19 protein-coding genes and 1 pseudogene are annotated in these 20447 nt (G+C 74.5%); 7 read left to right on the top strand and 13 right to left on the bottom strand.

The genetic code is table 11. The annotated features are described in order from the left end of the window. Positions 1-119: 119 nt before the first annotated feature. The 5 genes from ACGFQC_RS27435 to ACGFQC_RS27455 all read right to left on the bottom strand — a co-directional run bounded on the left by ACGFQC_RS27435 (position 120) and on the right by ACGFQC_RS27455 (position 8236). The gene (locus tag ACGFQC_RS27435) at positions 120-1217 is read right to left on the bottom strand and encodes a glutamate--cysteine ligase (protein ID WP_363089544.1); all 1098 of its coding nucleotides are present in this window, start codon (positions 1215-1217) and stop codon (positions 120-122) included. A gap of 403 nt (positions 1218-1620) precedes the next feature. Then, the gene (locus ACGFQC_RS27440; protein WP_393288855.1) at positions 1621-4074 is read right to left on the bottom strand and encodes a S9 family peptidase; all 2454 of its coding nucleotides are present in this window, start codon (positions 4072-4074) and stop codon (positions 1621-1623) included. Positions 4075-4181: 107 nt separating this feature from the next. After that, on the bottom strand, positions 4182-5966 hold the full coding sequence (locus ACGFQC_RS27445) for an N-acetylglutaminylglutamine amidotransferase (RefSeq protein WP_363089546.1): 1785 nt from the start codon (positions 5964-5966) through the stop codon (positions 4182-4184). A gap of 208 nt (positions 5967-6174) precedes the next feature. After that, positions 6175-7368, bottom strand: coding sequence for a glutamate--cysteine ligase (locus tag ACGFQC_RS27450; RefSeq protein ID WP_363089547.1), 1194 nt, complete (start codon positions 7366-7368; stop codon positions 6175-6177). Positions 7369-7690: 322 nt separating this feature from the next. Next, positions 7691-8236, bottom strand: coding sequence for a DUF1360 domain-containing protein (locus ACGFQC_RS27455; RefSeq protein WP_363089548.1), 546 nt, complete (start codon positions 8234-8236; stop codon positions 7691-7693). A 537-nt stretch (positions 8237-8773) separates the two neighbouring features. Here ACGFQC_RS27455 and ACGFQC_RS27460 point away from each other — a divergent pair. Then, the gene (locus ACGFQC_RS27460; RefSeq protein WP_363089549.1) at positions 8774-9034 is read left to right on the top strand and encodes a hypothetical protein; all 261 of its coding nucleotides are present in this window, start codon (positions 8774-8776) and stop codon (positions 9032-9034) included. 2 nt (positions 9035-9036) lie between these two features. Continuing rightward, the gene (locus ACGFQC_RS27465) at positions 9037-9216 is read left to right on the top strand and encodes a DUF6480 family protein (RefSeq protein ID WP_363089550.1); all 180 of its coding nucleotides are present in this window, start codon (positions 9037-9039) and stop codon (positions 9214-9216) included. A gap of 172 nt (positions 9217-9388) precedes the next feature. Here ACGFQC_RS27465 and ACGFQC_RS27470 read toward each other — a convergent pair whose 3' ends face one another. Then, the gene (locus ACGFQC_RS27470; RefSeq protein ID WP_363089551.1) at positions 9389-9916 is read right to left on the bottom strand and encodes a glycosyltransferase; all 528 of its coding nucleotides are present in this window, start codon (positions 9914-9916) and stop codon (positions 9389-9391) included. Here ACGFQC_RS27470 and ACGFQC_RS27475 point away from each other — a divergent pair. Further along, positions 9844-10077 (top strand): hypothetical protein, encoded by a 234-nt coding sequence (locus tag ACGFQC_RS27475; RefSeq protein WP_363089718.1) that lies wholly within the window; start codon positions 9844-9846, stop codon positions 10075-10077. The genes ACGFQC_RS27470 and ACGFQC_RS27475 overlap by 73 nt on opposite strands. A gap of 127 nt (positions 10078-10204) precedes the next feature. Continuing rightward, a complete protein-coding gene (locus ACGFQC_RS27480) occupies positions 10205-11386 on the top strand; it encodes a glycosyltransferase (RefSeq protein ID WP_363089552.1) in 1182 nt (393 codons plus the stop codon). Positions 11387-11401: 15 nt separating this feature from the next. Here ACGFQC_RS27480 and ACGFQC_RS27485 read toward each other — a convergent pair whose 3' ends face one another. After that, positions 11402-12175 (bottom strand): DUF2071 domain-containing protein, encoded by a 774-nt coding sequence (locus ACGFQC_RS27485; protein WP_363089553.1) that lies wholly within the window; start codon positions 12173-12175, stop codon positions 11402-11404. 264 nt (positions 12176-12439) lie between these two features. Next, a complete protein-coding gene (locus ACGFQC_RS27490) occupies positions 12440-13111 on the bottom strand; it encodes an SDR family oxidoreductase (protein ID WP_363089554.1) in 672 nt (223 codons plus the stop codon). Between the two features lie 448 nt (positions 13112-13559). On the opposite strand from ACGFQC_RS27490, the pseudogene ACGFQC_RS27495 reads away from it, so the two are divergent. Then, a pseudogene (locus ACGFQC_RS27495) lies at positions 13560-13880 on the top strand (cryptochrome/photolyase family protein); the annotation flags it as partial. Positions 13881-14020: 140 nt separating this feature from the next. Here the strand turns inward: ACGFQC_RS27495 and ACGFQC_RS27500 are convergent. Next, positions 14021-15262, bottom strand: a complete 1242-nt coding sequence (locus ACGFQC_RS27500) for an NAD(P)/FAD-dependent oxidoreductase (RefSeq protein WP_363089555.1) — start codon at positions 15260-15262, stop codon at positions 14021-14023. Positions 15263-15443: 181 nt separating this feature from the next. Then, entirely contained in the window at positions 15444-15941 is a 498-nt protein-coding gene (locus tag ACGFQC_RS27505) for a PaaI family thioesterase (protein WP_363089556.1), read from the bottom strand. A gap of 93 nt (positions 15942-16034) precedes the next feature. Here ACGFQC_RS27505 and ACGFQC_RS27510 point away from each other — a divergent pair, with 93 nt between their 5' ends. Then, the gene (locus tag ACGFQC_RS27510; RefSeq protein ID WP_363089557.1) at positions 16035-16502 is read left to right on the top strand and encodes a helix-turn-helix domain-containing protein; all 468 of its coding nucleotides are present in this window, start codon (positions 16035-16037) and stop codon (positions 16500-16502) included. A gap of 175 nt (positions 16503-16677) precedes the next feature. On the opposite strand, the gene ACGFQC_RS27515 is transcribed toward ACGFQC_RS27510, so the two are convergent. Together ACGFQC_RS27515 and ACGFQC_RS27520 are read right to left on the bottom strand one after the other, a co-directional pair. Beyond that, the gene (locus ACGFQC_RS27515; RefSeq protein ID WP_363089558.1) at positions 16678-16941 is read right to left on the bottom strand and encodes a hypothetical protein; all 264 of its coding nucleotides are present in this window, start codon (positions 16939-16941) and stop codon (positions 16678-16680) included. A gap of 131 nt (positions 16942-17072) precedes the next feature. Beyond that, positions 17073-17660, bottom strand: a complete 588-nt coding sequence (locus ACGFQC_RS27520) for a rhomboid family intramembrane serine protease (protein ID WP_363089559.1) — start codon at positions 17658-17660, stop codon at positions 17073-17075. Between the two features lie 348 nt (positions 17661-18008). Between ACGFQC_RS27520 and ACGFQC_RS27525 the strand changes: the two genes are divergently transcribed. Further along, positions 18009-19427, top strand: coding sequence for a DEAD/DEAH box helicase (locus ACGFQC_RS27525; RefSeq protein WP_363089560.1), 1419 nt, complete (start codon positions 18009-18011; stop codon positions 19425-19427). A gap of 55 nt (positions 19428-19482) precedes the next feature. Here the strand turns inward: ACGFQC_RS27525 and ACGFQC_RS27530 are convergent, their stop codons facing one another. Further along, on the bottom strand, positions 19483-19821 hold the full coding sequence (locus tag ACGFQC_RS27530; protein ID WP_363089561.1) for a MerR family transcriptional regulator: 339 nt from the start codon (positions 19819-19821) through the stop codon (positions 19483-19485). Between the last annotated feature and the right edge of the window lie 626 nt (positions 19822-20447).

Below are 20447 nucleotides of genomic sequence, written 5' to 3' on the forward strand. Positions count from 1 at the left end.
GCCCCGGCGCCGGTATGCGGCAACCTGGGTGCGAGACCGGCTCGGGGGGATTCCGGTGGCAGGCCGAGCCGTCGGGAGTCGGCCCCGTCGACGGCGGAGTCGCGGACCCGCCCCACCGCTCATGGCGCGGTGCTTTCACCGGTGAGCAGGTCGATGACCGCGCGCATGCCGCCCCGTGCGAGGGCGGCCCGTTGCCGGTCGGTACCGGTCCCGTCCTGCAGGAGGCGGTGGACGAGGGCCGTGACCTGCCGGGTGTCGCCGGCGGCGTCGAGAGCGGGGGCGATGTGCCGCAGCAGCCCGCACAGCACGTCGCCGGCGCGGCGGCGGTCGCCGTTCGGGCTGATCAGGGTGTCGTCGAGCCCGTGCCGGGCGGCGTGCCACATGGCTGCCTGCAGCAGTTCCGGCGCCGGGTCCGGCGGCGGTGTCCGGTCGGCGGTCGCCTCGGCCAGGGCCGTCTCCACCAGGGCCCGGACGATTCCGGCGAGCATGACGGCGTCGTCCGCGTGGAGCTGGACGTCCGGACAGCGCACCTCGACCGTGGGATAGCGCTCCGAGAGACGGGCCTGCCAGTACACCTGCCCGGTGTCCGAGATCAGACCGCTCTCCAGCAGGCGCTGCAACCGGCGGTCGTAGTCCGCCGCGTCACGGAACGAGGGAGTGACGCCGGTGACCGGCCAGCGGCTGAAGACCACCGTGCGCCAGCTGGCGAACCCGGTGTCGTGGCCGTCCCACAGCGGGGAGTTGGCCGACATCGCCGTCAGCACCGGCAGCCAGACCCGCATCCTGTTCAGCACCTGCACGCCCGCCTCCCGACCGGGCACGGCGACGTGTACGTGCATGCCGTTGACCAGCTGCTCAGCCACCAGCTGAGGTGCCTGCACCAGCATGGCGCGGTAACGCGCCTCGTCGGTGACGCCCACGGGCCGGCCGTCCCGCAGCGGCGGCGTCCCCACGGCCACCATCCGGCAGCCGTGCTCCTCGGCGGCCGCGCCGACCGCGTGCCGCAGACGCAGCAGGTGCCCACCGACCTCCCCCAGCGTGTCGCACACCGGAGTCCCCACCTCGACCTGGACCTGGAGCAGTTCGGACTGGACCTCCTTACCGCCCGCGAGGGCGGCCAGGTCCGCCGCCAGACGCACCTTCTCGGAGTACGGCACCGGAAGGCCCACGACGGGGTCAACCAGCAGGTATTCCTCTTCCACGCCGATCGTCGTCATCGACCGCCCTCTGTTCCCCTGAGGTCACTGCCGTGGCCGGGCTCGCGGCGCGCTCACATCCGTCAGGCGGTGTCGATCGCCTGGGAACGGGACACGGATCCGGGCCGCCTCCGAGTGCCGCGACCGCTTCCACACTAACCCGGCAGATGTGACGGCGAGAGCTCGAGCAGGGTGAGCAGACCGCTCCCGCGGCGGGCTTCGCGGGCCGGGCGCGGCCCCAGGGGTGGGTCGCCGTCCGGGTCGTCCCGGGGCCGGGCCCGCCCGGTGGCATCGGGCCGCCGACCCGCCGGAGCCGTCCGACGTCCCCGGCACGGTCGGGACCGGCACGGCCCCTCCCGGTGCGGAGGCGAGCCGGCGGCGCACGGCCGACACGCCCCGCGCCCCGGGACGCCTGCCGGCGGGGTCACCCCGCGAGGTGGCGCTCGATCCAGTCGGCCGCGGCCCGGCGGTAGATCCGCCGGCTGTCCGCACGCAGGAAGTCGTGGCCCTCGTTGCGCAGTGTCAGCAGTTCGGCCGCCACGCCGCGTTCGCGGGCCGCGCGCACGAACTGTTCGGACTCGCCGGGCGGCACGTTGGTGTCGTGTTCGCCGTGCACGGCGAGGACCGGGACCCGCAGCGCGTCGATTCCGGTCATCGGGGACAGCGCGCGGAGCAGTTCGCGGTCGTGTTCCGGGTGGCCGTACTTGTGCGCCGCCGATTCCGCGATCCACGGCTCGGTACCGGCGTAGAAGGTCGCGAAGTCGGACATCCCGCAGGCCGCGACGCCGGTGCGGAAGAGGTCCGGGTGCCGGACGAGGGAGGCCATCACCAGGTAGCCGCCGTACGAGCGGCCCATCACGGCCAGCCGCCGGGGGTCGGCGAGACGGGCCACCACGGCGTGGGCGGCGCAGTCGGCCACGTCCTGGATCGCGGCGAAGCGCCCGGTGCCGAGGTCGGCGTCGACGAACGACCGGCCGTGGCCCGAGGAGCCGCGTACGTCGGGTGCGAAGACGTCCAGGCCCCTGCCCAGCAGCTCGTGGTACAGCGGGTTGAACACCGGCCTCTCCTGCTCCTCCGGTCCGCCGTGGAGATGGATCACGCAGGGCGCCGGCTCTCCCGGCCCCCGGCCCGGCGCGCGGTAGTACCAGCCGCCCAGCGGCAGTCCGTCGCGTGCCGTCAGCCGCACCGGTACGGGACGTACGGGGGGACGACCGGGCGGGACGGCGTCCTCGTCCCGGGACGACCACGGGGTGCGCAGCGCTGCCCCGTCGGGGAGCCACCACACGCCGGGCCGGCGCTGTGATCCGGACAGTGCCAGCACCGGTCCCGCCCGGTCCTCGGCCGACGCGATGCGTGTCACCACTTCGTGCGGCAGCGGCACCGCCCGCGGCGGGCCCACCAGGGCGACCCCGACGTCCGTGGCGTCCCCTGGGACCCCGGCGTCCGCGGGGACCCCGGCGTCCGCGGCCGGTGCGAGGGCGAGGATCTCCAGCTCACTCGCGCCGCGCACGTTCCAGGCCAGGGCCGCGGTGTACCCGTCACGGCCGAAGGCCAGCAGTTCCAGTCCGCAGTCCGCGCGCTCGGCGGCGACGGCCAGTGCCCGCCTCTCCCCCTCGGGAGAGAGGCGGACGGCGAACAGCGCGGCGAACTCGCGTGCCGCGTCGCTGCGCAGCCACAGCGTCCTGCCGTCCGGCGAGAAACGGCCGACCCACGGATCACCGTCGGCGACCGGCAGCGCGTAGGTGGTCCGCAGGTCGGCGGTGCGGACCACGAGGGCTTCGCGCCGGCCGCGGGGGCCGCGCCGCACCAGTGCCAGCCGTCCGTCCCGGCTGATGTCGCAGACGCGCAGCGTGGCGGCGGCGCGCTCGACCGCCAGCAGGGCGGGGGCCGCCACCCCCTCGGGGTCGACGAGGTAGGCGGCCAGTCCCCCGCCGACCGCTCCGTCCGGACCGCCCGCGCCGTGCGGATCGGGGGCGCCCGCGCCATGGCCCGCCGCGACGCCCTCGAGTGCGGCGTCCGTACGCACCGACGCGGCGGGTACGGCGTCCGGGGCGCGGGAGGAGCCGGCGTCCAGGCCGAGGGAGGAGCCGGCCGGGGGAATCTCGTGGCGCGGCGGCCCGGAGGGCACGTCCTGCCGCAGCGGCCCCCGGGCGCCGTCGCCCTCGTCCCTTTCCCCTGGGTGGGCGGCTGGTCCGGCCTCCGCGTGGTGCGGGCTGCCCAGCAGGACGGCCCGGCCGTCCCGGGAGGCCCAGCCGGCGGCCCGCGGGGCGGTGTACGTGCCGGGATCGGCGAGGCCCTCGCGGGCGGGCCCCTCCTCCGGGTCGCCCGCGCCGCGCGCGGCGACCGGCTCGGCGACGGTGACGGCCAGCGCCGAGCCGTCGTGCTGCCAGCAGCCGAGGTGCGCCGAGCTGCCCGGTTCGGCACCGGCGAGGACGCGCCGCCCGGTCCCGTCGGGGCGTACGCACAGCACGCGGGTGTGTTCGCCGCCTCCGGGGGCCGTGGTGTAGGCGATCCAACGGCCGTCCGGCGACCAGGCCACCTCCTTGACCGGGTGGGGGTCGGAGTCGAGCAGGTGCACCTCGTGTCCGTCGACCGGTCCCGTCCACAGTTGCGGCACGCCGCCCCGGTCGCAGATGAACGCGACGGACCTGCCGCTCGGGTCGACCGAGGGGTACCAGCAGCCGTGGGACGTCAGCCGTTGCGGGGTGTCCCGCGCCCCGGCGGTGTCGGGCAGGGGCACGGGCACCGGACTCGTGGAGGCCTGTACCGGACCGGTGGAGGCGGGTACCGGGCCGGCCCCGGCCGGGTCGGGGTGACCACCGGCCTTCGCGGTGCCCGCCCGGGGCGCCGGGCCACCGTTGCGGGACCGCCGCGGCATCCCCCCGGCGGGAGCCGTGCCGGCGGAGGTGCCCAGGGGCGGGCTGCCGTGCGGGTGCGGCCGGGCTCCCGTCGTCGGGGGCGGGGGATGCGGCCCCGGCGCCCCGGTCATGCGATTCCGTGCGTCTGCAGCCATGTCTCCAGCAGAGCCACCTGCCACAGGGCGTTCGCCCCACGCCTGGTCCGGTGATCGTCGGGAGCCGACAGAAGCCTGTTCAGGTACGCGTCCTGGAAGACGCCCCGCGACCTGGCCGCGGGGGCGGCCAGCGCCTCGCGGACCCGCTCCAGGACGGGGCCCGCCATGTGCTTGACGGCCGGGACCGGGAAGTAGCCCTTGGGCCGGTCGACGACCTTCGGGGGCAGGACCTCGCGGCCGGCGGCCTTGAGGACCCCCTTGCCGCCGTCGGCGAGTTTCAGCTCCGGCGGGCAGGCGGCGGCGAGTTCCACCAGTTCGTGGTCGAGGAAGGGGACCCTGGCCTCCAGCCCCCAGTCCATGGTCATGTTGTCGACCCGCTTGACCGGGTCGTCGACCAGCATCACGTGGGTGTCGAGCCGCAGCGCCGCGTCGAGGGCGGTCTCGGCGCCCGGCTCCGCCATGTGCTCGGTCACGAAGCGGTGGGACACGTCGTGATCGGGCAGCAGATGCGGCTGGAGGACGTCGGCGAGGTCGGCGTGCGACCGGTCGAAGTACGTGTCGGCGTACCTCTCGGGTTCACGCTGCCTCGGGACCGCGGCGAGGTCCGGGTACCAGTGGTAGCCGGCGAAGACCTCGTCCGCGCCCTGACCGCTCTGGACGACCTTCACCTCCTTCGCCACCTGCTCCGACAGCAGGTGGAAGGCGACCACGTCGTGGCTGGTCATCGGCTCGCTCATCGCCTCGATCGCCGCGTCCAGGGCGGTCGACACGCGGTCCGAGGGCACCATCAGCTGGTGGTGGTCCGTCCCGAAGTGCCGGGCGACCAGGTCCGAGTACGGGAACTCGTCGCCCTCCTCGCCGCCCTCCGACTCGAAGCCCACGCTGAACGTCGCGAGGTCGCGCTGTCCTTCGTCGGCCAGCAGCGCCACGATCAGGCTGGAGTCGAGGCCGCCCGACAGGAGGACGCCCACGGGCACGTCGGCGACCATCCGGCGCCGCACCGCGGTGCGCAGCGCGTCGAGCACCGCGTCCCGCCAGTCGTCCGGACCCAGGTGCGCGTACTCCTCCCGGCGGGTGTACGACGGCTGCCAGTAGCGGATGTCGCGGTGGCGGCCGTCGGGCTCCACGACGCGCACGGTGGCCGGGGGCAGCTTGCGCACGCCCGCGAGGACGGTGCGGGGCGCGGCCACCGTGGCGTGCCAGCTCATGTACTGGTGCAGCGCGACGGGGTCGAGCGAGGTGTCGACGCCGCCCCCGGCGAGGAGCGCCGGCAGCGAGGACGCGAAGCGCAGCCGCCCCGGGGTCTCGGTGAGGTAGAGCGGCTTGATGCCCAGCCGGTCCCGTACGAGGACGACCCGGCCGGTGGCCTGTTCGACGATGGCGAAGGCGAACATGCCGTACAGGCGGTCGACGCAGGCGGTTCCCCACTGCTGGTACGCCTTGAGCACCACCTCGGTGTCGGAGCCGGAGAAGAAGCGGTGGCCGAGCCCGCGCAGTTCGTCACGCAGTTCCCGGTAGTTGTAGATGCAACCGTTGAAGACACCGGCGATCCGCGCCGCGGGGTCGGTCATCGGCTGGGCCCCGCACTCCGACAGATCGATGATCTTCAACCGGCGGTGGCCCAGCGCGACGGCGCCCTGCGACCACAGCCCCCTGCCGTCCGGTCCCCTGGCGGCGAGCCGGTCGGTCATGCGCTCGACCGCCGCCAGGTCGGGTCGTCCGCCGTCGAAGCGGACCTCTCCGCTGAGGCCGCACATCAGATCCCACCCCCTCGCGAGGCGCCGTCGGCCCGGCACGGCGTGGTCGCCGGCGGATCCCCGGGCGAGCACGAGCACGTGGACGAGCCGGTTCGGTGCGGGGTGGTACTGCTGCTGGGCATGGTGAGCTGCTCTCCTCTGCTTGTTCCGTCGGCGCTGCCTGTTCCGGCGGCAGGCACTGCTTGTCCCGTCGGCGCGGCCGTGGGTGTCAGCCGCTCAGCGGCGCCTGCCGGCCCGGCGCCGAGCCCGCCGCCCGAGCGGCACCGGTCGTCGCGACGGGCCGGCGCGCGGCCGCCGGTGCGGGCCGCTGCCTGCGCCCGCCGCGGGTCTCCTCGACCAGGGTCTCGACGCCGGCGGGGAGGCCTTCCTCCTCGACGATCCCGCGCAGCCGGTGCGCGGCGCTTCCGCGGGCCAGGGCTTCCTCCATGAGGACGCGCACGGTGTCCCAGTCGCCGGCGGCCTCCAGGGCCGGGCGCAGTCGCCGGAGCATGTCGCGCAGGACGGCGGGCGCGGGCGCGGCGAGGCCGGTGGCGGGGTCGACCAGGGGACCCTCCAGAGCGGTCCGGGCCGCCCGCCAGTTCGCGGCCCGCAGCCCTTCGTGCCGTCCGTCGCAGTCCTGGGCGCCGGGCCGCTCCAGCCGGGCGCGCGCGTCCTCGACCAGGGCGCGGAACAGCCCGGCCACGAGGACGACCGTCTCGGCACGCGGGCAGGCGTCGCAGATGCGCAGCTCCAGCGTCCGCTGGTGGTCGGACGGCCGTACGTCGTAGTACACCATCCCCGGATCGCTGATCACCCCGGAGCGGACGAGGTCCGAGACGGCGGCGTCGTAGTCCTCGGCCCGGGTGAAGCAGCCGGCCGGTCCTGCGGTGGGCCACCGCTGCCACAGCATCGTGCGCCAGCTGGCGTATCCGGTGTCCGCCCCCAGCCAGAAGGGCGAGCTGGCGGACAGGGCGAGCAGCGGGGCCAGCCAGGGCGAGACCGCGCACATGATCCGTACGGCCGTGTCGCGGTCGGGCACGTCGACGTGGACCTGTGCGCTGCAGACCAGGTGCTCGTCGGCGACCTGCCGGTACTCGTCGGCCATGTGCCGGTAGCGGGGGTCGGCGGTCGTGTCGCCGGACGTCACCCGCGCGAGCGGCACGGTCCCGGCCGCCGCGACGGCCAGTCCGAGGGGGGAGGCTGCCGCGTCGAGCCGCAGCCGCGCCTTGACGATGTCGGCGTGCAGGGAGTCCAGGGAGGAGTGCACCCCGCTGTTCCATTCGACGGCCGACTGCTGCAGCTCCGCGGTGAAATCGGGTCTGCGGCGCAGTCGGCCGAGGACCTCACCGGCGCGCGGCACGAGCAGCCCGCTCTCGATGTCCAGGACATGGAATTCTTCCTCTACCCCTATGCGAACGGCCACGGTTCTCCCTTTTCCCGCCGGACGATCGCCCGCCCGGTCGGAGAGCCGCGGCGATCACTGCCCCCGCCGAGTTCCCAGCACGTGGGCCGCTTAGTCCTCACCGGTGCGCTCGTGCCGCGATCCGCGAGGCGGAGGACGTGCCGCCGTGACTCCCCGTGGTGCCCGGGCCGGTCCTGGCCGGCTCGCCGGGCCGCGCGGTGCCGCACGCGGACGGTCCTTCGCGCCTGAGCACGCGCACCTGGTCGATCATGTCGTTCCGCTCAGTCGCGGCCGGTCCGCCGGTGCGGCCGGAAGCGGAGGTGCCGAAAGGCGCGGCGGCGGGCTACTCGCCGCCGGTGGCCTTGTCCGTCAAGGCGCCGTAGGCCAGTTGCAGCGCGTCCGCCCCGGCCAGCGCGGTGAGCGCGCCCATGGCCGTCCGCGTGCCACGCGGCCAGAGCAGCCGGCCCGCGGTCAGGGTCGAGACCACCCAGACACTCGTGCAGAACGGGCAGGTCACCAGCTCGCCGACGGCGCCCTTGCCGTCGTCGGCGCGCGCTTCCTCGTGCAGTTCGGCCGGGCCCTGCGGACCGACGTACCGCGTGAAGGGAGCCCTGAGCGGACTGGTCACCGACGCTTTGCTCAGCAGCCGGCTGAGCCGGAAGGTGGCCACCGCGGTCAGGATCACGTCCCAGGGCTCCGGCCGGTCGGGCAGGGGGCGCCGCCGCAGCCGTACCGCCGTCGTCCAGGCCGCCGTGTACGCCCCGAATCCCGTCATGGCCGCGAGATAACCGCCCAGCGGCCGCTCGTGGCCGGCCGAGTAGTCGCGCTGCGCGCCCCGGAGAAGTCCCTCCAGGCGTCCGGTGAAGCGGCTGCCGGCTGCTGTGCCCATGGTTCGCGTCCGTTCCTGGCCTGCTGCGTCCGCAGGTCGGTTCCGTCACCCGTGTCGTCCGTGCGCGCTCGCCGTTCCGGTCGCGGACCGCCCGGGAGGCCGGGCCCGAGAACCCGGACGGCGGGCGGTCGCCGTACGGCTGCCGGCGTCCGGGTCCCCGCCAGGGCATCCGGCAAACGCGGGCGGGGAGGGGCTTCAGGGGTGAGGACGCCCGGGACAGGGGTGGGACGGAGGCGGGCTCTCGTTCCGGCTCGGGGTGCGGCACGAGAGCCCTTGTCCCCTGCACGGACCACTTCGCCAGGAGTTCCGGGGACGGATGCACCCCGGCCGGATTCACCCGTTCGGCGGTATGGCGGCGACGGACGGGCCGCGCCCGGCCCTCTTGCCGTCCGGGGGTTCCGCACGCCCCGAAGGCTCGGTGGGCGGACGCATCCGAGTGCCGTCCTCGGATAGAACTGATCGTGAACTACATCCCGTTATGCGGCTTTTGTTACAGCCGGACGAGACGCGACCCTTCCCACCGCCCGAGGAGAACTCATGATCGTCAAGAAGCTGCACGAGGCCGGCGTCACGAGCGAGCACGCCTACCTGGCGGCCACCGCCTCGATCGGCCTGTCCCTCGTGTCCTGGCTCACCTCCAGCAGGAACGAGAGCCTGGAGCGTGCCGACCGCTGGGGCATCTTCGTCGGCGAGTGGGCTCCCACGTTCTTCGGTCTGGGTCTCGCCCTGGCGAACTACGAGGACCGGGAGGCGGCCCGCGCCGGTGGGGCCCCCTCCGGTTCGCTCCACGAGGTGTGACCATGAGCGAGTCACTGCCTCCTCCCGGCGAGACCCCTCCCGTGGAGGGATCGACCGCCGAGGCGCACTGCGAACGACCGGACGGCGGCATCTGGGAGCACCCGCGCATCTGGCTGTTCCTGATCACGGCCGGCTGCCTGCTCGTCGCCGCGTTCTTCCTGGTGCGCGTCATCACTTTGTGAGCCGGCCCCGCCGCCCCGACGGCCCGCCCCGTACCACCGGGCGGGCCGTCTCGTCCGCACCCCTCGGCATCCGAGCCCAGCGCACTCCCCCACCGCCCCAAGTCCCCCGACGCGGGGCCCTCGTCGGGCGCGGCGCACTCGCCCCGTGGCCGCCGTCACGCGGCGACGACCGTCACTCGTCGGCGGAGCCGCGCGGCGCCGCCCGGTACTCGGCGGCCAGGGCCTGCGCCATGTCCGCCACCGAGTAGCGGGTCGTCACCGTCTCCCGGGCGGCGCGCGCCAGGTGGGTGCGCCGGTCCTCGGGCAGGGACGCCAGCCGGTGCAGGCCGCGTGCCAGGCCGGAGGCGGACGAGGTGTCGAGCAGGATGCCGTTGACGCCGTCGCGCAGATAGTGGGCCACTCCCCCGCGGAGCGGGCCCGCGGCCGGCAGCCCCGCCTCCATCGCCTCCAGTACGGCGATCCCGAACTCCTCCTTGGCGCTCGGCACACGTACCAGGTCGGCACGCCGTTGCGGCTGTCGGCCAGGGCCCGCTCCAGGCGTCTCACCTCGTTGTTCGGCATCGCGGGGAGCATCGCGAGGCGCCGTGTCGCCGCCGCCTGCCCGGCCGGCAGGGCGCCTAGCGTGTCGTGCATCCGCTGTTCGGCCGGGGTGGGGCGGTCCGTGCCTCCTCCGACGAGGACCAGCGCGGTCGTGCGCCACAACTCCGTCGTGAGCCAGGTGCGCACGAGCAGGTCCTGCTGTTTGACGGGGTGGAGCCGTCCCACGCACAGCAGCAGCGGGAGGCCCCGGTCGGCCGGCGCGAGCGCGTCGGGCCGGCCGCCGTCGGCGAACAGGTCGTCCAGCATCCGCCGCCGCAGTGACGCCTCGTCGGCCGCCGGCACGTACGGGGCGATCCCCTCGGGCGGTGCGGGCGGTCCCGCGGGGCCGTACCGGTCGCCGAGGACGGGGAAGTGCCGGAGCAGGTCACCGGTGCCGGGGCGGCCGGGGATGCCGATCACGGTGTCGGCCCGGTCCACCAGGCGGTCGCGGTGCACGGAGCAGGAGGCCGCGGAGGCGGCCCGGCTGGACGAGTTCCTCGAGGCCACCCGGCACGGCGCGGTTCCCGCCCTGATGACGCAGGCCCGCCACCGCCGGGCCGACATGCTGGCCGACCCGGAGAACGTGCTCGCGCAGCTGCGTGTCCTCGACGAGCGGTCGCGCCCCGACTGGTACGTGGTGGACCAGCTCGGTTACGCGGTGACACTCGGCCTGCACTGTCTGGGGGTGCGGTACGCGACGTTCTGCCCGGGGCACCCGACCTACGTCCTCGGGGGTCCCGACAGCTACTTCGGCGTGCCCTACGACTGGCCCGCCGCCCTGCGGCCCGACCCGCGGCGACTGGCCGGCCTGACGGCCGCGGCCCGCGAGAACGACAACGCGTTCACGGCGCTGTTCGAGACGTTCGCCCGGACCGAGGCGCCCGACGTCCCCGCCCCGGGCCGCGCCTTCGCGCTGACGTCGCCCGACGCGGTCCTGTACTCCTATCCGGAACTGCCCTGGCTGCCCGTGCCGCCGGCGGGCCCGGACCACGTGTACGCGGGACACATGGTCGGCGCCACCGAGCCGTTGGACGACGACTGGTCCCGGCGGCTGCGGCGGCTGCGCGAACGGGCCGACCAGGTCGTCCTCGTCGCGCTCGGCACCTTCCTGAGCGCCCGCGACGACGTTCTGCGGGCCGTCGTGTCCGGGGTGGTGGACGGCACCGACAGCACAGCGGTCGTCGTGGCGGCGGGCCGGCGGACGGCCGCCCTCGCGGACCTGGCCGGCGACCGCGTCGTCGTGGCGCCGTCCGTCCCGCAGCAGTCCCTGCTCGCCCACGTGGACGCGATGGTCCACCACGGGGGCAACAACTCGTTCACCGAATGCCTGCGGTTCGGGGTCCCCGCGCTGGTCCTTCCGTTCTCCAGCGATCAGTTCGCCGTCGCGCGCGACGCGGAACGCGCCGGCGTCGGGGTCGTACGGGACCCGAACGCCCTGTCGCCCCGCGACGTTCCGGCGGTGCTGCACCTCCTGACCACGACCGTCCGCGACCGCATGGGGCGGTGGACACGGCAGGCCGGTGAGGGCGGCCCGGACCACGCGGCCGCCCGGCTCCTGGCCGTCATGGGCGAGCCGGTTCCCGCGCGCTGAGGCGGCCGGGCCCCCTCACCTCGCGCGGCCCGGCGTCGGCAGCGGCACGGGCGTGCCGAACCGCACCGGAACACCGGGCGCGTACAGGACGCTGTCGGGTTCCGCGCGCAACGGAGCGACCCCCGCCGCGGCGAGGAGGGACGCGTCCCGGTCGAGGAGGTCGCAGCGCCGGAAGGTCCACGCCGGATGGACGTTGGGCAGGTAGTACGTCCTTGTCGGCCCGCGTTCGTGCAGCCCCCAGCGGTGGGTCAGGAACTCGTCCAGCGGCCGGGGCCTCACCGCGTCGTCCGACACCCGGACCCGGACCAGGCCGCCCGGGCGCTCGTGCACCCGGCCCCTGGTGCGGTACACCAGACGCCGCCCGTGCCACTGCCGGGACACGCGTGCCCACCGGTAGGGCAGTCCGAAGGCCGCCCGCGCGGCGAGGACCGGCAGCAACCGGTCGCAGTCGAGCGAGCGGAAGACGACACCGCGCCGGCCGAGCGCGTCACGGCTGTACAGGCGCACGTTGACCTCGTTGAACGTGCCCAGGTACGGCAACGGCGGGCCGTTGCCGAAAGCGAGGTCCTCCATGCGGAAGAACACCAGGCCCGCGTAGGCGCGGCCGCGGTACAGGTCCGGGACCGTCCCGGACGGCAGGAGGCGGGCGACGTCGAAGGGGGCGACCTCCCAGTGCAGGAACACCAGGTCGCGCCAGAACTGTCGGAACAGCACACGGCGCAGGCGGCGAGGGGCGAGTGGGGTCAGCGACTCGACGCCGCCGGTGTACCGTTCGCCGCGATCGCTCATCACGCGTTCCTTCCGGCAGGAGACGGTCCCGTGGGCGCGGCGACGCCGCCCGGCGTCCGGCCCGACCTGTGGATCATTCGGCCGAAGACCCCGGGACGGTTGCACCGGCGAGGCGGACAGCCGTTCCCGGCGCGGACTGCGCAGAGCACGGGATGCGGGTTGCGGATTGCGGGCCGACGCGGCCGAGCCTCACCGGCCGCAGGCCCACGTGGCCCGGGGCGGTTGGAGGAGGAATGTCCCGGGCCGCGTCCCGGTACGCCGCCGTCACCGGGTGGACGGCGCGCGGGACGCCGTCAGGGCGTCGACGATCATGTCCACCGCCTCGTCGACCGTACGCCCCGGGGGCAGGGCCGGCGGGCGGCCGACCACGGCGCGTTCCGCGAATCCGGACTCCACGTGCGGCAACCGGATGTCCAGGACCGCCGTACCGGTGCGCCGGCGCTCACGGCGGACCGACGTCAGCCAGGCCGCCAGCGCCGCCTTGGAGGCGGTGTAGTCGGCCATGCCGGCCGGTGCGGCGTCCACGACGACACCGGTCACCGCGGCGAGGGTGCCGTCCGGCGGTACGACGGTGAGCGCCGCGCGGAGGAAGGCGACGGGAGCGAGGGCGTTGACCGTCAGCAGGTGCTCGGCGACCGCGTCGCCGACCGTCTCGGCCGGACCGAACCCGGCGGCCCCGACGCACACCACCACCGTGTCCAGACCGCCGAGCACGTCGACCGCCCAGGGGATCGTGCGGGCGCAGCCGTCCAGGTCGTAGGCGTCGAAGCGACGGGCCGGCGCACCGCCGCAGGCGGCGGAGACCCGTGCCAGGGAGGCCGGGTCACGGCCCGCCACGGCGACCCGTGCGCCGAGTCCGTGCAACCGCTCGGCGAGGGCGGCACCGATGGCGCCGGTGGCGCCGGGCACGAGGACACGAGCACCGTTCGCCTCCACCGGCCACCTCCTTGTCCCAGCACGCGTGGACGGACGACGGGCGCCGGCTCCGGCGGGTCGCTGCCCCGTCCGGCAGCGCCGCCGCTCACGACGGAGCCGATGCTCCGTCCCGTCCGCTTTCGCCACCACTTCCGAGGACGGGGGGCGAGCGGTTGCAGCGTCTTCGTGGTTGCCTCCGCGAGGTGGCCGCGCGGCGGAAAGCGGGCGGCGTGCCCGGGCGGGCGGCCCCGCCGGGGGACGGACGCGGAGGCGAGGAGGAGCTGTCATGACGGTCCCCCACCGGCTGTTCGGTGACCAGCTCGGGCCGCATTTCCTGACCGGCGCTCCCGACGCGCCGGTGGTGATGATCGAGGCCCGCTCGGTGTTCCGCCGCCGGCGCTTCCACCGGGCCGAGGCGCACCCGGTGCTGTCCGCGATGCGCCACCGTGCGGCGGGACTCGGCGACCGGGTCCCCAACGTCGTCGGCGTGCCGCAGTACGCCGACGGCGGGCGCATGACCGGGCGCATGACGACGGATCCGTACACGTCGGGCGGCTCCTACGTGCACCGGATGAGCGATCTGTGCGGCACGTGCGCCTACCGGCCGGGCGATCGCGTGGGCGACCGGTCCTGTCCGTACACCGCCGGGCACTGGGCGTTCCCGCACCGGCGCCGGGCCCGCCCGGAGCGCAATCCGCGGATGGCGCAGCCCGTGCGGGTCCTGGACCGGCCGGCGGACCCGGAAGAGGTGCTGCGCCGGGAACGGGAGCGCGGCGACGGCCCGCCCTGACGGGTGCCGCCCCGCCACCGCGGATCCTGCGGCGGGGCGGGCCGGCTCCGTGGACCCGACAGCCGGACATCCGGCCGACGCCACGGACCCGGCAGCCGGGCGTCCGGCGACCGCCGCAGAACCGCGGCAGGGGTGTGCGGCTACCGCCGCAGATCCCGCAGCACCTCGCGGGCGGCCCGCGCCCCGGACGCCAGGGCCCCCTGCACGGACCCGGTGGCGCGGTGGTCGCCGCACACGTAACGGCCCGGCGTCACACGCGTGGTGCGGGTCAGCGGCCGGGGCGGGGGCATCGCGGGCAGCGCGTCCTCGATCGTCCGGACGGTCAGCAGGTCCCAGCCGTCCGTGCCGGTGCCGTACGCCTCGCCGAGCGCCGCCCGTACGGCACGCTCCCCGCCCTCCCGGTCCCGGCCCAGGACCGAGGTGGCGACGAGCGCGTGGCCGGGCGGGGCGTAGGCGGGCACGACCTCGCTGAGGACACAGGTGTCGAGGAAGCGGCGCCGGGTGTCCACGAGGAGCGTCGGCTCGCCGAGCGGGGACCGCGGGGCGACGTGGTAGTACGTCGTCACCACCCGGTAGTCGGGGAGGCCGACCTCGGGGAGCAGGTCGTTGACGGGTCCGGGGCCGGTGGCGACCACGACGGCCCGTGCGGCGACCTCGCGACCGTCCGCCGTCAGCGCGCCGTCGTCCGTGAGCCGTTCCACGGGGGTCTCCAGGTGGACCGTGCCGCGCGGCAGGGCGGCCGCCAGGGCTCGCGGCACGGCTCCGATGCCCTCGGTGGGCAGACACAGGGTGCCGCGCAGCATGCTCCGCCACACGAGGTGGAACACCCGGGCCGAGGTTTCCAGGTCGTCCTCCAGGAAGACCCCCGACAGGAACGGGCGGAAGAACCTCTCGACGAACGCGTCGGAGATCCCCGCGTCCGCGAGCGCCGTGCGGGTGGTGGTGTCCGCGAGCCGTTTGAGCCGGCGGGGCGGAGCCAGCATGTCGCGGGCGGACAACAGGCCGAGGGCGGCCAGGTCGCGCGGTCCGGCGAGGCGGCCCGGCAGCAGGTCGGGCAGCGTGCGCGGGCGGCGGGTGGGGTCGCTGAAGCGGAGCCGGCCGGAGGGGCTGTGGATCAGGACGCCGGGGGTGAAGGGCCGCAGCCTCAGGTCCTTCAGAACCAGCCTGCGCCGGACCTGGGGGTAGGAGGTGTTGAAGACCTGGAACCCGCGGTCGACGACGAAGTCCTCCACCCGGTCGGAGCGCATCCTCCCGCCGACCTCGTCGCCGGCCTCCACGACCCGTACGGCGACGCCGGCCGCCAGCAGGTCCGCGGCGCAGGCGAGCCCGGCGAGTCCGGCTCCGACCACCAGCACGTCCGTCGCGTCCCGGGCTGCGGACACAAGACCACCTCTCCCACGTCTCGGCGCGGCCGGTGCCGCATCCGTCTGTGTTCCAGGGGTTCCCCGTTCGCGGATGCGACACCGCACCGTCCACTCCAACGCCGCCCGTCCGGGCTCGTGGCCGACGAGGGCGGCCGGCGACCGCCCGGAGTCCCGTGGGGAATCCGGGCACCGCCAACGCCTACGACGCCGCAGGTACCGGGAAGAGCATGCAGCTGCTGGTGGCGTGGGCGAGCAGACGATCTGCTCCGTCGACCAACTGCGCTTGCGCCAGGGCGGTTTGGCGGCCCTGACTGACAACCGTGCCGATGGCACGGACCGTTCCGGTGTCCACGGTGATCCGCCTCAGGAACTTCACGGTGAGGTCGAGCGAGGTGTAGGCCATGCCCTGCGGAAGGGTGGACTGCACGGCGCAGCCGGCCGCCGAGTCGAGCAGGGTGGCGAAGACGCCGCCGTGCACGCTGCCGATCGGGTTGTAGTGCTCCTCCCCCGGGGTCAGGGAGAACACCGCCCTGCCGGGCTCCACCTCGTCCAGGGTGAAGTCCACGGTGCGGCTGACGGGCGGACCCGGGAGCCGCCCCGCCAGCAGTTCGCGCAGGAAGTCGATGCCGGCCATGCGTCCGGCCGCTTCCGCCAGGATCGCGGGGTCGTCCCACTGATACGTACGCGTTCGTCCCACGAGCCGAGGCCTTCCCGTCTGACTTTTGCAAATGAAGCTAGCCCTCGGCCCACCTGACTGTCAATGAAGAAGTCAGCCCTCTACCATGACGGAATGGAGTGGCTTGAGGCGAGCACGGAGAACTGCCCCGTCCAGCGCACGCTCGACGTGGTGGGAGAGAAATGGACGTTGCTGATCCTGCGTGACGCCGTCAACGGGGTCCGCCGCTTCGACGACTTCCACCGTCACATCGGCCTGTCGGAGGCCGTTCTCAGCGACCGCCTCCGGAAACTGATCTCGGCCGGCGTCCTGAGGACCGTGCCCTACCGGGAGCCGGGCAACCGCTCCCGCAACGAGTACCGCCTGACCCGCAAGGGCTGGGACCTGTGGCCCGTCCTCATGGCGCTCGGCCAGTGGGGCGAGACCTACGCCCTGGGTGCCGAGGGCCCCGTGCTGGACGTCCGCCACACCGGCTGCGACGCTCCGGTCCGCGTCGTCGTCGAGTGCTCCGCCGACCACTCGGCCCTCACCCCCGGTGAGGTCACCGCCCGACCGGGGCCGGGGGCCCGTCCCCGCTCCTGACAAGGGGGCCCCGCCGGGGTCCGGAAGGCGGACGACCCCGCCGACCCCCCTCGCGGCGGGAGTCGGCGGGGCCGGCAGTCGCGGCGGCGGCGCGGCTCGCCGACGCGGCGGAGCGACCTGCCGCCCGGAGCAGCAGGACGGGACGGCCCGCCGCGCGAAACTCGAACCGCCCTGTTCAGGCGCTCGCCTGCCGGCGTGCGGCCATCCTCCGCGGTGCGGCGTGGTGCACCACCCCGCCGGCATCGGCCGGCCGCCGGCGTCCCAGCCACAGGGACGTCATGGACAACAGGCCGGTGAAGACCACCAGGAAGAACACCGACACCCACATCTGCCGGCTCCCCGGGTCCTCCCATCCCGCCCAGGCGGCCGAGGCGGCCCACAGGGCGGCTCCACCGGCGTAGACGGGGCGGACGCGCCGCAACTGCCGAGCGGCACGCACGGATTCAGCGTGATCGTTCTCCGGTGTCATGGCGGCCCAGTACCCCGAAACGCCGCTCCTACCGTCCCGGCACCGCCCAAAATCCCGGCGGGCGACCCGTGCCCGGTCTCAGGGCGAGGCCGGGTGACGGCTCATCCCCGGCGGCCGGGAGTCCGCCGCAACGCCACCGCCGCGACGACGCCGCCGATCAGGCCGAAGAGGTGTCCCTGCCAGCTGACCCCGGTCGCCGTCGGCAGCACGCCCCAGAGGATCGAACCGTAGACGGCACCGACGAGGAGGCCCACCAGCACGTCCCCGACGCGGCGGTCGACGAAGCCGCGGACGACCAGGTAGCCGAAGAGGCCGAAGACCACGCCGGAGGCGCCCGCGGTGGTGGAGTACGCCGGTGCCGTGAGCCAGACGCCCAGGCCGCTCACCAGGGTGATCAGCGCGGTGACGGCGAGGAGGCGGCGGATGCCGGACAGGGCGGCGAGGAAGCCCATCACCAGCAACGGCAGGCTGTTGGCGGCGAGATGGTCGAAGCCGAAGTGCAGGAAGGCGGCGGGCACGACGTCGCGCAACTCGCCGAACTCCCGTGGCGAGATGCCGTAGGAGTCGAGGGCGTGGCCGCTGACGGCGTCGACGACCTCCAGCACCCACAGCAGGGCGACCCACCCCGCGACCAGCACCGCCGCGTCCCGGGTGCGCGCCCGGCGCGACGGCGGTGCGGGCCGCGTCACGCCGTACGCTCCGGCCGGTCCGTTGCGCGATCCGGCGCCGAAGTCCGATCCGTACACCACAGCAGCCCCCTCCGATGCCCTCTCGTCCGTCAATTGTGCCTGACCCGATCGCCTCCTGATCAGCGATCACCACAGGGAGGGGACCGGTCTCGTGCGCGGTGCGGGGCCCGTCGGTGCCCGCGGAGTTCAGGTGCCCGCGGAGTTCAGGTGTCCGGTACCGGCCGACCGGTCCGTGGGCGTGCGGGCGGGCGCTGGTAAAATGGGCGAACGCTTTCGATGTCGCCGGGGTCCGTACCAACGGGTACGGACCCCGGCGCGTTGCGGGCGTCACACCGAGGAAGGTTCCCCATGAACGCGAAGCCGCCGGCCCCTGGACTCCCGCACACCGGCAAGCACCGGCCGGCGACAGCGCCGCAGGGTGAACTCCCGACGTCCCCGACCATCTCCCCCGGCCTGCCGCCGGCCGCGTCCTTCGACGCGCTCGGCCTCCCGCCGGAGCTGCTGACGACGATGACCGGCCTCGGGGTGACGGAGCCCTTCCCGATCCAGGCGGCGACCCTGCCCGACGCGCTGGCCGGCCGCGACGTCCTCGGCCGGGCACGGACCGGCTCCGGCAAGACGCTGGCCTTCGGCCTCGCCCTCCTCGTCCGTACGGCAGGCCGACGGGCGGAGCCGAAGCGGCCCCGGGGGCTGGTCCTGGTGCCGACCCGAGAGCTCGCCCAGCAGGTGGGCGAGGCGCTGGAGCCGTACGCGCGGGTGCTGGACGTGCGGCTGGCGACGGTGGTCGGAGGCCTGTCGATCAACCGGCAGACGGCACTGCTGCGGGCCGGCGCCGACGTCGTCGTCGCCACGCCGGGGCGGCTGACCGATCTGCTGTCGCGCCGGGACTGTTTCCTGAACCACGTGCGGGTCACGGTGCTGGACGAGGCGGACCAGATGTGCGACCTGGGTTTCCTGCCCCAGGTCTCGGACATCCTGGAGCAGATTCCCGCCGACGGGCAGCGGCTGCTGTTCTCGGCCACGCTCGACCGGGGCGTCGACCAGCTGGTACGGGACCATCTGCACGAGCCGGTCCTCGCGTCGGTCGACCGTTCGGCCGGCTCCGTCGCCACGATGGAGCACCATGTCCTGAACATCCACGCCGCCGACAAGTACGCGACCGCGACCGAGATCGCCGCGCGGGACGGCCGGGTGCTGATGTTCCTGGACACCAAGGCAGCCGTGGACCAGTTCACCCGGCACCTGCGGGCCGGCGGGGTGCGGGCGTCCGCCCTGCACAGCGGGAAGTCGCAGCCCCAACGCAGCCACACGCTGGCCCAGTTCAAAAAGGGTGAGGTCACCGTGCTGGTCGCCACCAACGTCGCCGCGCGCGGCATCCACATCGACGCGCTCGACCTCGTCGTCAACGTGGACCCGCCGGCCGACGCCAAGGACTATCTGCACCGGGGCGGGCGTACGGCGCGGGCCGGGGAGTCCGGCAGGGTGGTCACGCTGGTCACGCCCAACGAGCGGCGTGAGGTGAACCGGATGATGTCCGAGGCCGGGATCAGGCCGACGGTCACGCAGGTCCGCTCCGGTGAGGCCGCGCTGACCGCGATCACCGGGGCGAAGCGTCCACCCGCCGGGACGAAGGGCAGCGGCGGCAACGCCCCCTTCCGCGGGCTGGGCACCCGTCCGGCCGGCGCAGCCAAGGAGTCCCGCAGGACTGCCGAGGCCCGCAGGACGGCGGAGGCCCGTGCGGCGGCCCGGGTGCGCAGGGGCCGCTGACGAGAGGCGGTCCGGCCCCTCGTCCGCACCGCGGGCCGGGGGCCGTTGTCGCAGGTCAGGCCGATGCCCTGCGCCGGTCGGCCTGTTCGCGAAGCTCCTCGTTGATGCGCCTGGCCTCTTCGAGCTGGTCCTCGAGGATGATGATCCGGCAGGCGGCCTCGATGGGGGTGCCGGCGTCGACGAGTTCCCGCGCGCGGGCCGCGATGCGCAGCTGGTACCGGGAGTAGCGACGGTGCCCGCCGCTGGAGCGCAGGGGCGCGATCAGGCGGTTGTCGCCCAGGGCGCGGAGGAAGGCGGGAGTGGTGCCGAGCATGTCGGCGGCCCGGCCGATGGTGTAGGCGGGGTAGTCGTCGTCGTCGAGCGGGTCGAGGGTACGGGGATCAGCAGGGGGCATAGACCTCTTCTTTCCAAGGACGCGTCGGGGGGCCCTGGACGCTTGTCTGCGTCCAGGGCCCCGAGGTTTCAACACCATCGACCGGCTGACCTGCACCGGTTTCTCTGTTCCGCCTGCCCGCCGCGTGGGCGGGACTGCGGGGATCGCGAATGCGTGACCGTGGACCACCTTCCGATCTGGGGCCTGCGGTACCCGGGCGGTACTCCGTCCTCACCCGGGCGATCCTGATGGCGTCTGCTCCTCACCTCATTCGGTTGCGCGGTGTCGACATGTGCGGTTACTGCACGGCAGCTCGTCCTGCCGCTTGCTTCGACTTCCTGAGTACGAGCCCAACGTTAGTCCCCGCATCGGGCAATGTCTACCGCCGTCATGACAGATTTCCTTGCCCTCGAAGGGATCTTCTTCTGTCGCGGCAGCGGCCCTTTCGGCTGCTGTCGAACCAGGTGTCCCAGCTGGTCAAGGCCGCGCGCAGCAGGGTGCCCGAGGGCGTCGAGGCCCCGGCCTTCCTCACCGGTGTGCACCTGTCGGCGGCCCCGTGGGTCGTGGGTGCCGGCGGCCCGTCCGGGAGCGCGGCCGCCGCCTTCCGTCCGCCGTTTGCGACGCCCGCGCTTCGGGGACCCGGCTGC

Source organism: Streptomyces sp. NPDC048734 (assembly GCF_043198675.1).
GTDB lineage: Bacteria > Actinomycetota > Actinomycetes > Streptomycetales > Streptomycetaceae > Streptomyces.

Bases quoted from the DNA above. Each gene is read 5' to 3' on its own strand.
- ACGFQC_RS27485 (WP_363089553.1), bottom strand. From the start codon at position 12,175: ATGAGCGATCGCGGCGAACGGTACACCGGCGGCGTCGAGTCGCTGACC.
- ACGFQC_RS27460 (WP_363089549.1), top strand. From the start codon at position 8,774: ATGATCGTCAAGAAGCTGCACGAGGCCGGCGTCACGAGCGAGCACGCC.
- ACGFQC_RS27455 (WP_363089548.1), bottom strand. From the start codon at position 8,236: ATGGGCACAGCAGCCGGCAGCCGCTTCACCGGACGCCTGGAGGGACTT.
- ACGFQC_RS27435 (WP_363089544.1), bottom strand. From the start codon at position 1,217: ATGACGACGATCGGCGTGGAAGAGGAATACCTGCTGGTTGACCCCGTC.
- ACGFQC_RS27525 (WP_363089560.1), top strand. From the start codon at position 18,009: ATGAACGCGAAGCCGCCGGCCCCTGGACTCCCGCACACCGGCAAGCAC.
- ACGFQC_RS27445 (WP_363089546.1), bottom strand. From the start codon at position 5,966: ATGTGCGGCCTCAGCGGAGAGGTCCGCTTCGACGGCGGACGACCCGAC.
- ACGFQC_RS27480 (WP_363089552.1), top strand. From the start codon at position 10,205: ATGCCGATCACGGTGTCGGCCCGGTCCACCAGGCGGTCGCGGTGCACG.
- ACGFQC_RS27465 (WP_363089550.1), top strand. From the start codon at position 9,037: ATGAGCGAGTCACTGCCTCCTCCCGGCGAGACCCCTCCCGTGGAGGGA.
- ACGFQC_RS27510 (WP_363089557.1), top strand. From the start codon at position 16,035: ATGGAGTGGCTTGAGGCGAGCACGGAGAACTGCCCCGTCCAGCGCACG.
- ACGFQC_RS27530 (WP_363089561.1), bottom strand. From the start codon at position 19,821: ATGCCCCCTGCTGATCCCCGTACCCTCGACCCGCTCGACGACGACGAC.
- ACGFQC_RS27440 (WP_393288855.1), bottom strand. From the start codon at position 4,074: ATGCCGCGGCGGTCCCGCAACGGTGGCCCGGCGCCCCGGGCGGGCACC.